The organism is Nonomuraea polychroma (assembly GCF_004011505.1).
Classification (GTDB): domain Bacteria; phylum Actinomycetota; class Actinomycetes; order Streptosporangiales; family Streptosporangiaceae; genus Nonomuraea; species Nonomuraea polychroma.
On sequence record NZ_SAUN01000001.1, the window covers coordinates 11,000,672 to 11,017,393 of the forward strand.

General features: G+C 69.6%; 11 protein-coding genes. 6 read left to right on the plus strand and 5 right to left on the minus strand.

From position 1 onward, the window contains the following. The first annotated feature begins 14 nt into the window (after positions 1–14). The 4 genes from EDD27_RS51390 (at position 15) to EDD27_RS51405 (ending at position 6,102) form a co-directional block, all read left to right on the plus strand. Positions 15–1,892: a serine/threonine-protein kinase gene (locus EDD27_RS51390; protein WP_127939967.1), complete on the plus strand. Its 1,878-nt coding sequence runs from the start codon at positions 15–17 to the stop codon at positions 1,890–1,892. A gap of 19 nt (positions 1,893–1,911) precedes the next feature. Then, positions 1,912–4,896 (plus strand): AfsR/SARP family transcriptional regulator, encoded by a 2,985-nt coding sequence (locus EDD27_RS51395; protein WP_127939968.1) that lies wholly within the window; start codon positions 1,912–1,914, stop codon positions 4,894–4,896. Between the two features lie 74 nt (positions 4,897–4,970). Then, positions 4,971–5,567 carry a hypothetical protein gene (locus EDD27_RS51400; protein ID WP_127939969.1) on the plus strand — a complete coding sequence of 199 codons (597 nt, stop codon included), beginning with the start codon at positions 4,971–4,973 and terminating at the stop codon, positions 5,565–5,567. After that, a complete protein-coding gene (locus EDD27_RS51405; protein WP_164904155.1) occupies positions 5,551–6,102 on the plus strand; it encodes an OmpA family protein in 552 nt (183 codons plus the stop codon). Before EDD27_RS51400 ends, EDD27_RS51405 begins: the two co-directional genes overlap by 17 nt. Before the next feature lie 12 nt (positions 6,103–6,114). On the opposite strand, the gene EDD27_RS51410 is transcribed toward EDD27_RS51405, so the two are convergent. Both EDD27_RS51410 and EDD27_RS51415 read right to left on the minus strand, forming a co-directional pair. After that, the gene (locus EDD27_RS51410) at positions 6,115–7,188 is read right to left on the minus strand and encodes a S1C family serine protease (RefSeq protein ID WP_127939970.1); all 1,074 of its coding nucleotides are present in this window, start codon (positions 7,186–7,188) and stop codon (positions 6,115–6,117) included. 18 nt (positions 7,189–7,206) lie between these two features. Continuing rightward, on the minus strand, positions 7,207–8,637 hold the full coding sequence (locus EDD27_RS51415; protein ID WP_127939971.1) for an AMP-binding protein: 1,431 nt from the start codon (positions 8,635–8,637) through the stop codon (positions 7,207–7,209). A gap of 434 nt (positions 8,638–9,071) precedes the next feature. Between EDD27_RS51415 and EDD27_RS51425 the strand changes: the two genes are divergently transcribed. Further along, complete coding sequence (locus EDD27_RS51425) at positions 9,072–9,866, plus strand: hypothetical protein (RefSeq protein ID WP_127939972.1); 795 nt, start codon at positions 9,072–9,074, stop codon at positions 9,864–9,866. A 95-nt stretch (positions 9,867–9,961) separates the two neighbouring features. After that, a complete protein-coding gene (locus EDD27_RS51430) occupies positions 9,962–12,139 on the plus strand; it encodes an acyl-CoA dehydrogenase family protein (RefSeq protein ID WP_127939973.1) in 2,178 nt (725 codons plus the stop codon). A 3-nt stretch (positions 12,140–12,142) separates the two neighbouring features. On the opposite strand, the gene EDD27_RS51435 is transcribed toward EDD27_RS51430, so the two are convergent. The 3 genes from EDD27_RS51435 to EDD27_RS51445 all read right to left on the minus strand — a co-directional run bounded on the left by EDD27_RS51435 (position 12,143) and on the right by EDD27_RS51445 (position 16,693). Further along, positions 12,143–13,978 (minus strand): hypothetical protein, encoded by a 1,836-nt coding sequence (locus EDD27_RS51435; RefSeq protein WP_127939974.1) that lies wholly within the window; start codon positions 13,976–13,978, stop codon positions 12,143–12,145. An 848-nt stretch (positions 13,979–14,826) separates the two neighbouring features. Then, positions 14,827–15,840 carry a bacteriocin fulvocin C-related protein gene (locus tag EDD27_RS51440; RefSeq protein WP_127939975.1) on the minus strand — a complete coding sequence of 338 codons (1,014 nt, stop codon included), beginning with the start codon at positions 15,838–15,840 and terminating at the stop codon, positions 14,827–14,829. Positions 15,841–16,180: 340 nt separating this feature from the next. Continuing rightward, positions 16,181–16,693 (minus strand): hypothetical protein, encoded by a 513-nt coding sequence (locus EDD27_RS51445; RefSeq protein ID WP_127939976.1) that lies wholly within the window; start codon positions 16,691–16,693, stop codon positions 16,181–16,183. Positions 16,694–16,722: the final 29 nt, after the last annotated feature.

Genomic DNA, 16,722 nt, shown 5'->3' on the forward strand with positions numbered 1-16,722 from the left:
CTAGTGTGTCTGGGATGAATGGTGACCGGGTCATAGGCGGGTACGCGCTGCGGCGCCTGCTCGGCCGGGGCGGCATGGGCGAGGTGCACCTCGCGGCCACGCCCACCGGCGGCCTGGCCGCCGTCAAGGTCATCAATCCGGCGCTGGCCCGCGATCCGGCGTTCCGGCGGCGGTTCGAGCGGGAGGTCGCGGCGGCCCGGAGGGTTGCCAGGTTCTGCACCGCGCCTGTGCTGGATGCGGGGATCGATGGTGACGTCGCCTACCTCGTCACGGAGTACGTGAAAGGGCCGGATCTGGCGGAGGTCGTACGGGATCAGGGGCCTTTGTCGGGAGGGAACCTGGAGGCGCTGGCGGTCGGGATCGCCACCGCGCTGAGCGCCATCCACGGGGCCGGGGTCATCCACCGCGATCTGAAGCCCTCCAACGTGCTGATCTCGCCACTGGGCCCGCGCGTGATCGACTTCGGTATCGCCCAGCTGGTGGACAACGACAGCCTGGCCAGCCAGGCGATACTCGGCACGCCTGCGTTCATGGCGCCTGAGCAGGTGCGGGGTGAGCCGCTGACGCCGGCTGCCGACGTCTTCGCCTGGGGTGGGGTGATCGCGTTCGCGGGGACCGGGCGGTTGCCGTTCGGGGGCGGGGCGCCTGGTGAGGTGCTGTACCGGATCATGCAGGAAGAGGCGCGGCTGGACGGGCTGGACGAGGGGATCCTGGGGGTGGTGTCGCGGGCGCTCGCCAAGGACCCCCGCCTCCGGCCCACCGCCCAGGGGCTGCTGTCCGAACTGGTCGGCGGCACCCGCCTGGCCACGGCCACCGAGGTAGTGGAACGGACGTGGACGGGCACCGGGACGGCCGCCCAGCCCCCTGCCCTCAACGCCGCCCGACCTTCCGACGCGCCCGCCTCCGGCGTCGGGCCTTCCGCCGGCGCAGGGGCAGGCCTCGCGCAGCCGGGCCTCGCGCAGCCGGGCCTCGCGCAGCCGGGCCTCGCGCAGCCGGGAGGCGCGCCCTCGGCCGGGGCACAGCCCGGCGGCGTCCCCTCCATCGGTGCGCCCTCGGTCGGCTCTCAGCTGGACCGCGCGCAGCCGGGCGGCGCGGCCTCCGCTGGTGCCCAGTCGGGCGGTCCGCAGAGGGACGGCCGGCACTCCATGGCGCGGCCCGCAGAGGGCCGGGGGCGGGACTCGGCGTTGGGGGCGAGTGGGACCCGGCCGGGGCCGGCGGCGGGCGGGGTGCCGACCGGTGGGCGGGGGAGGCGGCGGTGGCCGTGGGTGGCCGGTGCAGCCGTGACGGTCCTGGTCGCCGGTGCGGCACTGGTCGTGCCGGGGCTCTGGCGGGACACCTGGCCGTACGAGGCGGACTTCGCCGACGCATGGGCGGTCGGCACGTCGGAGGGTGGCAGCGCGCGCCAGGCGGGCACCGGCTACGAGCTGACCGTCAACCCCGGCTGGCGCTTGTGGAAGTCGGCCCCCAGACGGGAGCCGGACAGCGGCGTGATCGTCAGCACGAAGGCCACCCTGGCGCAGGGAACCGGGGAGTACGGCGTGTGGTGCCACGGGTCGGCCGGCTCGGGAGACCGCTATGAGTTCACGGTGACCGGCTCGGGAAAGGTCACGATCGTCAAGCGCCGCACGGGCACGCGCGGGACGACCCTGTACGGCCCGGCGGACGCGCCCGTCACGGACGTCAACCGCATCGTGGCCGAGTGCACCAGCAGCGGGAACAGCGGGGACCAGGTGACGTTGCGCATGTGGCTGAACGAGCGCCTGGTAGCCGAGGCGTCCGACGCCGACGCCCCGTACGGCCCGGACGAGGCAGGCGTGCACGCGGCCTCCGGCGCCACGGCGACCGCACGCGTCCGCTTCGACTCGTTCACCCTCAGGGCGGCGGCCCGGTGACGTGCCGGTTGAGGGGTGAGTGAGGGTGCGATTCGGCGTGCTGGGGCCGCTGCGGGCCGACGGAGGCCGGGCGCCGGGACCGGCCAAGCACCGTACGCTGCTGGCCGCGCTCCTGCTGTCCGCTCCCGAGCAAGTGCCCGTGGAGCGGCTCATGTCCGTCGTCTGGGACGGCCGGCCGCCGGCGTCCGCCGAGTCGGTGCTCAGGGTCTACGTCAGCGCGCTGCGCAAGCAGGTCGACGGCATCCGCACGGTTCCCGGCGGTTACCTGATCGAGGTCACGCCGGACGACGTCGACTGCCACCGGTTCGAGCGGCTCGTCGCCGCGGCGCGGCAGGCCAGGGCGGCGGGTCAGGTCGCGGAGGCGGCCGACGGGTTCCGGGCGGCTCTGGGGTTGTGGCGGGGACAGGCGCTGGCCGACATCGAGTCGTCGTCGTTGCGCCGGGCGCACGCCGTACCGCTGGAGGAGTTGCGCCTGACCGCGCTGGAGGAGCGCGTGGAGCTGGACCTGCGGCTGGGCAGGGGCGCGGAGGTGATCGGTGAGCTGCGTGCGCTGGTCGGCGCGCACCCGCTACGAGAACGGGCCTGGGTACGCCTCATCGAGGCCCTCCACCAGGCGGGACGGCGGTCGGAAGCGCTCGGCGCCTACCAGGACGCGCGCCGGACGCTGGTCGAGGAGCTGGGCCTGGAGCCCGGCGCCGAACTGACCGCCGCCCAGCAGCGGGTGTTGTCCGGCACCGGCCCGCGCCCACCGGTCGGTGACGTCCGGCGGGCCGATGCGGTGAGTGACGAGTTGCCTCCGGACGTTTCCGACTTCACCGGACGGCGGCAGGCGCTCGACTGGATTCGCCGGACCGCGGGCGAGCAGGCGCAGGCGGCCCCCGTACACCTGGTCCTGCACGGCCCGCCCGGCTGCGGGAAGTCCGCACTGGCCGTGCACGCCGCCACCGGGATAGACCTCCCGGACGGCCGGCTCTACGCCGCGCTCGGCGCCCGGCCTGCCGGCGCCGTGCTGGAGGATCTGCTGCGCTCGCTCGGCTGCCCGGACGGCGCGGTGCCGCCGGCGCTGGACGACCGCGTACGGCTCTACCGCACCATGACGGCCCGCAGACGGCTCCTGGTGGTGCTGGACGACGCCGCCGACGAGGCCCAGGTACGTCCGCTGCTGCCGACCGGGCCGGGCAGCCTCACCCTGGTGACCAGCCGGTCGTCGTTGCCGGGGCTGGAGGCGGCGCGGACGTACGAGCTGGGTGTGCTCGACGAGGACGAGGCCGTGGCCATGCTCGCCGGCGTGGCCGGGCACGAGCGGGTCCGCGCCGAGCCCGAGGCCGCCCGGCGCATCGTCCGCCTCTGCGATCACCTGCCGCTGGCGCTGCGCATCGCAGGATCCCGGCTGGTCAGGAAGCCGGGCTGGACGCTCGACCACCTGGCGGGCCGCCTCGGGGACGAGCGGCGCAGGCTCGACGAGCTGAGCGCGGGCGACCTCGCCGTACGCGGCAGCCTGGCACTCGGCTACCGCGGCCTGCCGGACCCGGAACGCCGGCTGCTGCGCGAGCTCGGCGCGTGGTCCGCTCCTGACTTCGCCTCCTGGGTGCTGGGGCGGGATCTGGAGCCGCTGGCGGAGGCCGGGCTGCTGCAGTCGCGCGGGCTCGACGAGGCAGGCCAGGAACGGTACGGCTGGCACGACCTGACCAGGATCTACGCCGCCGAGCGGCTGTCGGAGGAGGACGGTGGCCCTGGCGGCGTGCTGGCGGTCAGGGCGGAGGCGATCCTGGAGCGTACCCGGCAGGCCAGGGCGGCCCTGCTGCCCGCCGAGCCCGGCACCGGCCGCACCGAGGTCCACCGGCCAGAGCACGACGCGCCGGCGGGTGGGCCGCCGGGGGAGCCGGCCCTCGAATCCGGATCGGCGGGTGGGCCGCCGGGGGAGCCGGCCCCCGAATCCGGATCGGCGGGTGGGCCGCCCTGGGATCCGGCCCTGGAAACCGGATCGGCCGGGGACCCCGCCCTGGAAACCGGGTGGTTGCGGCAGGAGGCCCGGTGGCTGAGCGCCGAACGGCGCTTCCTCGTCGCGACCGTCGACGATTTCCACCGGGCCGGCCTGTACGAGGCCGCCTGGCGGCTGGCGTTCTACCTGACGCCGCTGTTCGAGCTGGGCGCGCACCACGACGACTGGCACGCGACCACGGCGATCGGCTTGGACGCTGCCAGGGCGGCGGGTCACCGGCGGGGAGAGGCGCTCCTGCTCCGGGGCCTGGCCGACCTGCACAGGGCCGAGGGGCGCACGGAGGCGGCCGCGGCGGCCCTGCGAGCGGCTCAGCCGCTGGCCGAAGGGCTTGAACTGGCCAGGATCACGTTGCGGCTCGGCCTCGTCCAAGCACTCCAGGCCCGGCCCCGCCCCGGCGCCACTCAGCCGTCGCCGCAGGCGGCGCAGGCCGAGCAGGCCTTCGTACGGGCACTGCGGGCGTTCGAGGAGGCCGGCGACCGGCGCGGCCGGGCGGATGCGCTGCGGGCGCTCGGGGCCCTGCGTCAGGACGACGAGCTGCTGCGGGAGAGCCTGGCCGCGTACCAGGAGCTCGGAGATCCGCGCGGCGAGGCGGAGGCGCTGCTGGACCTGGCCAGAATGCATCTCGCCGCCTGCCGTCTTTCCCAGGCCCGCGACTGCGTGGAACGCCGGCTGGGACTCAACCGCCGCCTCGGCGACCGCCTGCCCGAGGCCGTGGCACTGCTCGTCCTGGCCGAGGTGGCGCGGGCGGAGGGAGCCCTCGGTGCCGCGGTGAGCGCCGCCGGGGAAGCGCTGGAGACGTTCACCCGGTACGGAGACCGCAGGAACGCCGCCCAGGCCCTCCAACTGGTACGCGCCGCTTTGGAGTGTGACGATGCTGATGGTGCTGTTGATGCGCTTGTGAGCGCTATGGGAGAGTTTGACGGTCTCGGTGGTCAGGAAGGCAAGGCCGAGGTCGTACGGCTCGTACAGGAGGCTCGCAGGCGACGTGGTCAGCGCATATAGCGGACTATGCGAATCCTGAAGGTCGCCTCCCTAGGGTGAGGGCCACATTCCCGAACGACGAAGGTGATCAGATCATGCGAAGGACGATCGCGCTGGCCGTCTCGGCCGCGAGCTCCATCGCGCTGGCGGGCTGCGGCATGCTCCCGGGCCAGCAGGGCGGCGGTGGCGAGGAGAGGCAGTCGCAGGCCGTCTCGGACAAGCAGGCGACACCCGCTCCCAAGGAGGCCCAGGAGCAGCAGACCGCGCCCGCGCAACAAGACCAGGTGATCGCCGGCCGAGAGACCAAGGTGGGGGCCGGGGGCACGTTCGGCAAGGCCCGCGTCGAGATCACCGCACTCAAGCGCCAGGGCAGGACCGTCAGCCTCAACTGGACGGTCACCGCGACCGACGGCAAGGTCAACGTGCACAACGGCCTGGGCACCGCCGCGCTGGACTTCACGGTCTCCGGCGTCTCCCTGATCGACCCCGTCAACGCCAAGCGCTACCGGGTCGCCCGCAACGGCACCGGAGAGGACGCCGAGTGCGTGTGCTCCGGCACCCAGGGCCAGTTCCTGGAGGAGGGCCAGGCGTCCACGCTCTACGCGGTCTTCGCCGCGCCGCCCCCGGACGTCACCAAGGTCAACGTTGAGATGCCCATGTTCGGCGTGTTCACCGATGTTCCGATCTCTTAGCGTCGCCGTCGCCCTCGTCCTGTCCCCGACCCCGGCCCCCAGCGTGCCGGAGCTCGCGCCCGACGCCACGGGTCCCGTCGAGAACCTGGTCCTGCCGGTCGAGGACATCATCGGCGAGGTCGAGTCGATGGACGGCACCGAGAGCGAGACCAAGCAAGGCCGCCAGGTGACGGTCGCGCTGACCAGCGACGTGTTGTTCCCGCTGAACAAGTGGCAGCTGACCGCCAAGGCCCGGCAGCGGCTGCGGCAGGTGGCGGAGAAGGTCAACGCCGAAGGCGCGGGCGGCGTGGTGAAGATCGAAGGGCACACCGACGATCAGGGGACGGACGCCTACAACGTCGCGTTGTCGCGGCGCCGGGCGCAGGCCGTCCTGCAGGCCATGCGCGGGTTGCTGACCGGTCCGGGCATGACGCTGCAGGCCGGCGGGTACGGCGAGAGCCGCCCCAAGCTGCCCAACATCGTGCAGGGCAAGCCGGTGGAGAAGAACCGCGCCAAGAACCGCCGCGTGGAGATCGTCTTCACCGCCAAGCAGTGAACCGGCGGGCCGTCACTCGCCCGGCAGTTGGCCCAGCGTCACGTTGATCGTTTGCTTGGAGCCGTCGGCGCGGATCACGCCCACCTTCACCTGGGCGCCCGGTTGGAGGGTGGTCAGGATCTCGGCCAGTGTAGCCATGGTGGGCGTCTCCTTGCCGTTGATCGAGACGATCATGTCCCCGGCCCGGATGCCCGCCTTCTCCGCACCCCCGCCCTGCTCCACGTCGGCCACGCCACAACCTCGGGGCTCGCCGTCGGCGCCGACGACCGTCCTGCCCCTGATGCCGAGCGCGGCCCGGTGGGTGTTGGTGACCTTGCCGTCCCTGACGATCTGGCCGGCGATGTCGGTGGCGGTGTTGCTCGGGATCGCGAAGCCGATGCCGGGCGCGGTGCCGCCGCCCAGGTCCGGGTCCAATGCGGCGAGCGTCGGGATGCCGATCACCTGGCCGGACAGGTCAACGAGCGCGCCGCCGCTGTTGCCCGGGTTGATCGCGGCCGAGGTCTGGATGGCGCCCGCGATCGTGGCACCGGGCGAGCCGGGGTTCTGCGGCTCGGTGACCGTACGGCCGACCGCCGAGACGATGCCGTTCGTCACGCTGCCCGACAGGCCCAGCGGGTTGCCCATCGCGAGCACGATCTGCCCGACCCGCAGCTTGGAGGAGTCCCCGAACTTGGCCGGCCGCAGCCCGTCGGGCTTGTCGACCTTGATCACCGCCAGGTCGCCGGCGGCGAAGGACCGCACCAGGCGGGCGGAGCGGGGCGGACCGCCGGTGGCGATCGTGACGTTCATCTCCTTGGCCTGCCCGACCACGTGGGCGTTGGTGACGATGTGCCCCTGAGAGTCGAAGACGATGCCCGAGCCGAGCCCGACCTTGGTGTTGATCTGCACGATGGAGGGCAGGACGTCCGTGATCACCTTCTCGTACGCGGCCTCGAGCGACTGCGCCGGAGCGGCGGCGGACGCCGTCGGCGACGGTGACGGAGACGTGGCCGTGGGTGAGGCGCCGGTCGTGGCGATCGGGCCGCAGCCGGTGAGCAGCACGGCGACGGCCAGCCCCGCGACGATCTCCTTGATGGGCTCCCTCATGGGAGGTCCCTGCCCAGCTCAGCGGGAAAGATACGCTTCCCTGACGTTGCGCCGGCTCAGCTTTCCGGTAGGCGTGCGCGGCAGCGCCTCGCGGTATTCGATCGTCCGCGGGTGCTTCAGCTTGGCCAGCCGGGGACCGCAGTGCCGCAGCAGCTCCGCGGTCAGCTCCGTCCCGCCCGTCACCCCGGCCGCCGGCTCGACGAGCGCCACGACCCTGTGACCCCACTCGGTGTCCGGCACGCCGATCACCGCCACGTCCGCGACCGACGGGTGTTCGAGCAGCACCGCCTCCACCTCGGCGGGATAGATGTTCACCCCGCCCGAGATGATCAGGTCGGTCCGGCGGTCCAGCAGGAAGAGGTAGCCGTCCTTGTCGACATACCCGATGTCGCCCGGCGTGTAGTCCCGCCCGCGCATGGCCGCCGCCGTCTTCTCCGGGTCCCCGTGGTATTCGAACCGGTTGATCCCGCCGATGTAGACCAGCCCGGGCTCCCCTGGGGGCACTTCCCGGCCGTCCTCCCCGACGATGGTGAACGCCATGCCGTCCAGCGCCCGGCCGACCGTGCCCGGCCTGGCCAGCCACTCCTGCGAGGACACCATGGTGGCCACGGCCGCCTCAGTGGAGCCGTAGTACTCCCACAACACGGGCCCCAGCCAGTCGATCACCGCCTGCTTGGTGGCCGGCGGGCACGGGGCGGCACCGTGGTAGAGGTGGGTGAGGGACGACAGATCGTACGACTCCCGCTCCGGCACCGCGAGCAGGCGGTGAAACATCGTGGGCACCATGAACGCGTTCGTCACCCGATGCCGCTCGATGAGCCGCAGCGTCCCGGCCGCGTCGAACCGTTCGGGCGCCACGATCGAGTGCCCGAGCTGCAGCGCCATCATGACCTGCCCGTACGGCGCCGAGTGGTAGAGCTGCGAGCACACCAGGTGCACCCCGCCGTGCGGCAGCCCGAAGTGCCGCCAGCTCTTCCGCATCAGGATCGGGTACATCTCCTCGGGCGTCAGGTCGAGCAGCCGCCGCCGCACGCCCTTCGGCCGCCCGGTGGTCCCGGACGTGTAGAGCATCATCGACCCGGCCCGCCGGTGCGCGGGCGGTCCGGCGGGCTGCCCGGCCACGAGCTCGGCGACCGCGAGGGCCTCGGGGGAGACCACGATCCCGGCGCCGCAGTCCGCCACGATGTAGTCGATCTCCTCGGTTGTGAAGTGCCAGTTGACCGGGACCAGATACGTGCCGATCTGGTAAGTCGCCAGCATCATGGTGAGCGCGTCGAGCCCGTTCTTCAGCACGGTCACCACGCAGTCGCCTGGACGTACTCCGCGCGAGGTCAGGCCGTTGGAGGCCTGGTTGACGCGGGCCAGCAGCTCTCCGTAGGTCGTGCCTTCCTCGCCGAGGAGGGCGGGGCGTTCAGGGTCTTCGGCCGCGATCTCGTAGAAACCCCTCATGTCCGCTGACCTTACAGAATTAGATTCTGCAAGGGGAGTGGGGGAATTATCCCTCTCTGTAGTGACGTAATCTCAAGGCCATGGCGGACGTCGGCGACCAGAAACCCTCCCTCGATTCACCCACCACCCCGTTCCCCAAGGTCGTCCCTCCTGCGGAGGAGACGGTCAGGATCCCTCGCCCTCCGGCGCCAGGCCCATCCATGCCGATTCAGCGTCCAGCGCAGCCCTCCAAAGCGCAGCCCGCGAAGGCACAGCCCGCGAAGGCGCAGCCCGCGAAGGCGCAGCCCGCGAAGCAGTCTCCGGTCCAGGCTCCCGGGCAGGCTGCGAATCAGCCTCCGGTCCCGCCCCACGCGCAGGCTACGAAGCAGTCTCCGGTCCCGCCGCCCGTGCAGGCTTCGATGCCGCCTCCGGTGCGGCAGCCTCCCATGCCGTCCTTGCCCCCCATGCCTCCGCCGCTGCCGCCGAAGCCTCCGAGCCGCGGCATCGGGGACATTCCGATCAAGGTGGTCTACCTGCTCGGCGCCGTCCTCGCCACCGTCCTGGCGGTCGTGCTGGTCTTCGTGGTCTTCTCCGGCGACGTGCCGGACAACAACCAGCCGACCGAGCAGGTCGTCCGCGTCGCGCCCTTACCGACGTCGGCCACGCCCACGGTGGCGCCCAGCCCGACCGCCACCGAGAGCCCGATCGTGTTGCCGCCGGTGCCGGAGAGCAAGGCGTACAAGAACCTGTCGGGCACGGCGTCCGCGGTCACCAGCACCATCAGGGACAACAAGGTCGGCATCAGCTATCCGCGGCTGGGCTCGCCGTGGAAGGCCAGGTCGTACCCGCCGTACTCGGTCGCGCAGCGGATCGGCAAGGTCGAGATGCCGTTCACGCTGATCGCCTCGGCCATGTACCCCGGTGAGTCACCTGAGAAGAAGCCCGACTCGGACGCCGACTACCGCGAGATCGCCACCCAGGCCGTGCGCTGGAGCATCCGCACGCAGTACCCCAAGGGCGCCACGGTCGAGTGGACGGCCTCCAGGAAGGTCCCGCTCGGCAAGGGCTGGACGCTCGGATACAAGGTGACGTACACCAACGGCGGCAAGCAGGAGGTCGCCCAGGCCCTGATGAGCATCATCGAGGTGGGCAAGACCAAGCCGGCGATGCTCATGGCCTCGATCCCCGAGCCGAACAAGGAACGCTGGCGTGACCTGAACACCCTCGCCCAGCGAGTTCGCCCGCTCTAGCCAGGAAGTCAGAAGCATCCTCTAGAATATGGTTCTAGCGGGTCGGCAGTGGCGCGCCGGCCCCGGGACATCGGAACCTGGCTGGAGGATGTGCGATGGCGATCGGGTTGAGTGAGGAGCACGAGGCGCTCCGCGAGTCGGTGAGCGGCTGGGCTGAGCGGCACATCCCCTCGGAGCTGCTGCGCTCCGGGTCGGACGGACGTCCGCCGTTCTGGGCCGGCCTCGCCGAGCAGGGGCTGCTCGGCCTGCACGTGCCCGAGGAGTACGGCGGTTCCGGCTACGGGCTGCTGGAGACGGCGGTGGCCGTCGAGGCGCTGGCCGAGCGGGTGGCCCCCGGGCCCTACGTGCCGACCGTGCTGGCCAGCGCCGTGATCAACGCGTCGAAGCGTCCCCAGCACCTGGAGTCGTTCGCCGACGGCACCCTCACCGGCGCCGTCGCGCTGGCCGGCGACTTCCGGGGCACCCGGGCCGAGGACGGCTCCCTGGTCGTCTCCGGCACGGCCGAACCCGTGCTCGGCGGCTCGCTGGCCGACGCGCTGGTGTTGCCCGTCGCCACGGCCGACGGCGAGGAGTGGATCCTCGTCGAGGCCTCCTCCGCCACCGTCACCGAGCTCAAGTCCCTCGACCTGACCAGGCCGGTGGCCAAGGTGGAGCTGTCGGAGGTGACCGTGCCGGCCGAGGCCATCCTGGACGGCGTGCAGAGCTCCGACGTACGCAACCTCGCCGCGATCCTGCTCGGCGCCGAGGCCGCGGGTCTGGCCTCCTGGTGCGTGTCGGCCGCCGCCGACTACGCCAAGGTCCGCGTGCAGTTCGGCCGCCCGATCGGCCAGTTCCAGGGCATCAAGCACAAGCTCTCCCGCATGCTCGTCGCGCTGGAGCAGGCCCGCGCCACCGTCTGGGACGCCACGCGCGCGCAGGGCAAGGAGCTGGACTACGCCGCGGCCATTGCCGGCGTGATGGCTCCCGACGCCGCGGTCCAGTGCGCCAAGGACGCCATCCAGACGTTCGGCGGCATCGGCTACACGTTCGAGCACGACGTGCACCTCTACTACCGCCGCGCGCTCAGCCTGCGCGCCCTGCTCGGCTCGTCGGCCGAGTGGGCCGCCACGGTGGCCTCGCTGGCGCTGCAGGGTGTCTCCCGCGAGATGGAGATCGACCTGCCGGAGGACGCCGAGGAGCTGCGCGAGTCGATCCGCGCCGAGATCGCGGAGATCGCCCAGTCGGAGGGCAAGGAGCAGAAGCGGGCCCTGGCCGCACGTGGCTTCGTCATGCCCCACCTGCCCAAGCCCTGGGGGCGCGACGCCAAGCCGCTGGAGCAGGTGCTGATCGCCCAGGAGCTCAAGGCCGCCAAGGTACGCCCGCCCGCGCTGATCATCGGCGCGTGGGTGGTGCCGTCCATCGCCATGTACGGCACCCCGGAGCAGCAGGAGCGCTTCCTGCCCAAGACGCTCAGCGGCGAGATGATCTGGTGCCAGCTGTTCTCCGAGCCCGGCGCGGGATCCGACCTGGCCTCGCTGCAGATGAAGGCCGAGAAGGTCGAGGGCGGCTGGAAGCTCACCGGTCAGAAGATCTGGACCTCGGTCGCCCACGTGGCCGAGTGGGGCATCTGCATCGCCCGCAACTCCAGCGAGGGCACCAAGCACGAGGGCATCACGTACTTCCTGGTCGACATGAAGGCGCCGGGCGTCACCGTCAAGCCGCTGACCGAGATGACCGGCGAAAACCTGTTCAACGAGGTCTTCCTCGACGACGTCTTCGTCCCCGACGACCTGGTCGTGGGCGAGGTCGGCGAGGGCTGGAAGGTCGCCCGCAACACGCTGTCCAACGAGCGCGTCTCGTTGTCGTCCGGCTCGGGCGGCACCGGCGCGTCCGTGCCGGACCTGCTCGGCCTCATCGGGCGGCTCGGCCGCGAGCTGACGCCGGTCGAGGCCCAGAAGGTGGCCGAGGTCGTCTGTGAGGGTCACTCGATCAACGCGCTCTCGCTGCGGGTCACGCTCAAGCAGCTCGCGGGGACAGAGCCGGGTGCGGACGCCTCCGTACGCAAGCTGCTGTCCACCTCGCACGCCCAGCATGTCTCCGAGACGGCCGTGGAGCTGCTCGGCGCCGCCGCCACGACGGCGGCCGACATGAAGCTCGGCGACGCCGGCTACTGGACGCGGGCGGTGCTGGCCACCAGGGCCATGACGATCTACGGCGGCACCACGGAGGTGCAGCTCAACATCATCGGCGAGCGCATGCTCGGCCTGCCGAGAGATCCTGAGCCGGGGAAGTGAGCATCATCCCCCCACGGGTCGTGGGGGGATGGAGGTGGCGTTCATGGCGGGCCTTGGGACGCCCACTCTGATCTCGCCGACGCAGGCGGACCGGCCGTCCAGCGTGCGCAGGACCAGGTAGGTCCCGCCGCCCGCGACGGCCGCGTACGTCGAGCCCAGGTCCTTGCCCGCTGTCACCCGCGTCTCGGGGCCGCCGAGCCGCACGGACAGTGTGGTCTCCACCGGGTTCAGGTAGCCGATCTGGGCCGTCCACACACCCTTGGGCAGGGTCAGGGGAAGGCGGAAACGGACCTCCGCCGGACCCACCGGCATGCAGGGGGACCGCCCGGGGACGACGGCGCCCTCGATGGACACCGGGCGCAGGCGGCCCTGTTCGTCGAAGGCGAGCGGGCCGCTGACCGGCCCGTTCAGCCGGCCGGTCCAGGTGACCGGGTGTGTGGCGATGGGGCCGAGCACCTTGGACGTCAGCGCGTACTCGTAGAAGAACGTTGCCATGACCACCTTCGGCGGCACGTACGTGTCCAGGATGACGGTGCCCGGCGGAGTGCGCTTGAGTGCCACCCGTGCCGTCTCCACGTAGCTTTTGACGTGCTGCCCGAGCGGCAGGTTGCCGTAGGCCGTCACCGACCAGATGGAGCCCGCCGCGACGGCGGCGGCCAGCGGCGCCCACGCGAGCCTCAGCCGGGGCGGAGGGCGCAGCCAGGGTTGCTCCTCGTCCCGCAGCGGAATGAACGCCAGGCCGATCACCAGGGCCAGCACCGTGGACGTGGAGGAGATATAGCGCAGCTCGTAGCCGCCCAGCTCGGGACCGAGCTGCTCCACGCGCCCGATCAGTACCGGCACCATGTCGGCGAGCACCACGTAGCCGAGCAGGACCAGCCATGCCAGCCAGGCCCGCCTGCGGTAGCGGATCGACGCTGCCACGACCACGGCCGCCAGCCCGAGCGCGACCCAGGCGAGCGGCGGCGGCGTGGCGGCGATGGCGTAGTCGTCCCCGATGGGATGCCACTTCCACGGCCCGCCGAACGCAGCGGGCGACAGCGAGCCCCACAGCAGCGTCCAGGCGAACCTGGCCGCGACCGGCAGACTCGGCATGTTCGGCTGCACCGTGTTGTCCGTGAGCTGCTCGGAGGTGAAGAGCTGACGGAAGAAGATCACCGCGTAGACCACGACCACCCCGGCGTACAGCGCCCAGGCTGGCCACTGCCGGGGGCGGCGCAGCCACCCCACGCTGAGCGCGAATGCGAGCACCAGGATGAACGGCGCCTTCACGAAGAACGCCATGCCGACCGCCGTCCATGCCGCGGCGGCCAGCGCGTGCCTGAAGCGGCCGGTCCTGGCATAGTGCACGTGCGAGCTCAGCGCCATCGGCAGCGCGATTTGGAATGGCAGCGTCTCGATCACTACCGCCCACCACGACAGCGACGAGATGGTCATCGGGGTCAGCAGGTAGAACGCGAGCGGCACCAGGATCGCCGGGCGCGACCCGAACAGCAGCCGCAACAGTTGGAGCAGGGCCAGGCCCGCGGCGCCGAGCAGCGTCATCGCTACGGCGTGGGCCAGCACGTCGTTGTAGACGCCCAGCCGGCCCATGGCCCACTGGATCGCGAACGGCCCGGGCACGAGGTGGCCATAGTCCACCCGCATGAGGTAGTCCCAGGTCAGGCCGTGCTCCAGGCCGCGGGCGATGAAGGTGAAGTCGTCCTGCCTGAAGTAGGAGCGCCGTACCAGGTCGAATTTCCAGACCAGCTGGACGGCCACCATGACCAGTCCGGCGGCCAGCACCACGTCGCCGTGCGTCCACGGGCGGCTCTCGGCCGTCGCCTCGCTCGTCGTCACCTGGCGGTCTTTAGCACCGTTCTTCACTCGCTCGCTCCCCGCGCCACCCTTTTGCGCGATGTGTCACCGACAAGAAACACCGACCGCATCAGCGCCCGGGACGGCGGATAAGGCCATCACCGCAATGTGGGTCTGGCCGGAAGACTATATGCAAGGACTCCTGGCACGGCACACCTACCAGACCCGACGACACCTTGGCAAAACCCACTCCCTCGGCATGACTCATCTCGCGCTGCCCAGCCCCTACGTCCGTGACCGAAAAAGCTCGACGGCATTGGCCCTGGGATTAGACATTCGGTCCGCCCGAACCGTTGCTCCACTCGATGACTACCCCAAAGATCGGGTTGATCTCTACGAGTGGTACCTGGTACCGAGCAATCGTGAGCGCTACAGCGACAGCGTGTCCTTGAAGGCCTCACCCGTTACCGACCGGGCGAGGCCTTTGTACGTCCACCAGGCTCTCCATCCACGACGTCTTCATAGACACCACGAACGTCGCGCAACACACTGCAGGGCCACGTAGACCGTCAGCGTCGGGATCACCGTGTCCCCGAGCCCGGCGTGCCGGGGACGTCATCAACATGCAGAAATCGATATACGGCCAAGCTGCTCCCTCTTGTGTCGAGGTTACGTGTTTGTGCACCCCACGTGGCCGCTTCACACAGTTCGATCTCTACCCGGAGAGTCCCGAGATGTCCGATTCTACTAAAGCGCTTCGGAACTGCGTTGGCAGCCGCTAAATACAAGTCAGCGAGAGTGTCCGAGTACGCGGGGATGGTCCCCGGCCGCTGTCGTCAATCTGAACTGCTTGGAACCCGATAACCTTTCCGGTCACAGCACCCCTGATATCAAGTAATGCAAAGTGTTCCCTGAGTCGTGGCAACGCAGCATTCCCCGTTACATGGTTCACCCCAGCCCCATCCGCAGCCGCTGGATGTATAACCACATCCGCCGCGGAAACAGCGGTAAGGGTTGCCATGGTGCGTGCTGCACCAGTCATCGTTTGTGGCGCAGTCGCAGACTGAGAGGAGGCCCTGCGATTGGTGGGTTGACGGCTTGGATGTTGGGCGAGGGCCTAGATTTGCGCCGAGGCTGTAGGCCTCGTCCTTGCCTAAGGCGTCGATAGCCATCTTGACCAGGGACTCCATCTTTCTGCGTATGTCTTCGGTAAGAGGCTGTTCGAAAGTCGAGGCTTCACCGAAAGTCTCTAAGACCAAATCAATTACGTTTCTCTGCTTTGCATTAAGATGCGGTCGAGCAGCCTGATATGAGTGGATATGCGCAACCCAAAGGTTGCTCCGCTCTTGCGGAGAGAGGGCATGGAATATCGCGCGCCGATATTCTAGGTCATACGAGCTGAAGGCCTCGTAGGTTCGAGGAAGACTTGCCTTGTTCGCCTGAACCCATAACTCGGCGGGTGAAGGAGTGGCTACAGAAGCTTGTGCTGGCGATGTCTTGCCGGCGATCGCGGAGAATGCGAGGCCAAGCCCTGCGATGCGCAGGAATTGCCTGCGGCTGCCACGGCTTCCCTCGGTGGCATTTTCCTCTTTACCTATCTGCCGTGACTCGCCGAGGGCAGCGAGCAGGCGAGAAGTGCCGCGAAGCCCCAGGCGTATTGCAAGCCGCACCGCCATGGCCAGCCCGGTCCAAGCATAGATACCTGACTCCGTTATTTTGATGAGCGTGGGAGCGTATGGAGCGTCCTCGCCAAGTGCGGTCTTTCGCCAATCGATCACCTCTGGATGAGAGAGTGGCATGATATCGAGGCGCGTCCCGCCGTGCCGCTTGACTCTTTCGGCTAGTCCGCGACATTGCTGACAGGAGGCATTGAATGCGAGGATCCAGCGAACACTGGATTTCATGAATCTCCCTTTCAAGTTCGGGCATCGAAGAAGCGTGCGGCACTTTGACGCCCATCCTAACTGTTCGCCCTGAGCGTGAAATGTTATTTCACGCTGAATAAGCCGACGAGTGTAGGGCTTACTGTAGGAATATGTTCGATCGAAGACACTTTCCTAAGAAAACCACCTGCTCGTGGCCCGACACGTTCGATCGCGTTGAACTCCGTCGCTTAGATATGCGGGAGATAGAACTTGAGTGTGGCGCATTTTCTGCACACGTTCGCCGAGTTAAGCAGGTGACGGCTGCAACCCCGAGTCGTTCGCATAAGCATGATGGGGACGTGCTAAGTCGTTGGGCGCTTCAAGGATTTGCCTGCTGCCTGTGCCAGCGCTGCGCTGCAGCATGGGCAAGGCCAGCGCCAATAAGAATTGCTAGTAGTAGCGTCTCTCCCAAGGTGTGGAATAGATATCGGCGGATGTTGTGGTCGAGGATCCATTGTGCGTCTATGGCGGAGTAGACGAGCTGGGCGATTCCGATACCGATCACCCATAGAAAGTGGCGCGTTGTGGCGGCGGTGAAATAGGCGGCCGAGATCGGCCAAATCCATCCAGCAGGGGACCAGGAGGCCAGATGATAAGCGATGAGCGCAGCCACCGACAGCAGTAGGACCGTCATGGGCCACTGTCTCCTGAACAAGAGAAGAGCGCCCAGGAATAGAGCAACGGGAATCGTGTACGGCCAGGGCGACCGTACGCCCGTGGCGAGAGCCACGGCAACGAAAATCACAATAGTGACGGTAGCGATCATCAGATCGACGATTACAGGAGCGAAGCGGACAAAGGCTGGCGGACCGGGTGGGGATGATTCGCTCATATGAGGTCCTTTCGAGAGTAAGCAGCGAT

Excerpts from the sequence above, each read along its gene's own strand:
- EDD27_RS51390 (WP_127939967.1), top strand. The coding sequence starts at position 15 with ATGAATGGTGACCGGGTCATAGGCGGGTACGCGCTGCGGCGCCTGCTC.
- EDD27_RS51400 (WP_127939969.1), top strand. The coding sequence starts at position 4,971 with ATGCGAAGGACGATCGCGCTGGCCGTCTCGGCCGCGAGCTCCATCGCG.
- EDD27_RS51405 (WP_164904155.1), top strand. The coding sequence starts at position 5,551 with ATGTTCCGATCTCTTAGCGTCGCCGTCGCCCTCGTCCTGTCCCCGACC.
- EDD27_RS51410 (WP_127939970.1), bottom strand. The coding sequence starts at position 7,188 with ATGAGGGAGCCCATCAAGGAGATCGTCGCGGGGCTGGCCGTCGCCGTG.
- EDD27_RS51415 (WP_127939971.1), bottom strand. The coding sequence starts at position 8,637 with ATGAGGGGTTTCTACGAGATCGCGGCCGAAGACCCTGAACGCCCCGCC.
- EDD27_RS51430 (WP_127939973.1), top strand. The coding sequence starts at position 9,962 with ATGGCGATCGGGTTGAGTGAGGAGCACGAGGCGCTCCGCGAGTCGGTG.
- EDD27_RS51440 (WP_127939975.1), bottom strand. The coding sequence starts at position 15,840 with ATGAAATCCAGTGTTCGCTGGATCCTCGCATTCAATGCCTCCTGTCAG.
- EDD27_RS51445 (WP_127939976.1), bottom strand. The coding sequence starts at position 16,693 with ATGAGCGAATCATCCCCACCCGGTCCGCCAGCCTTTGTCCGCTTCGCT.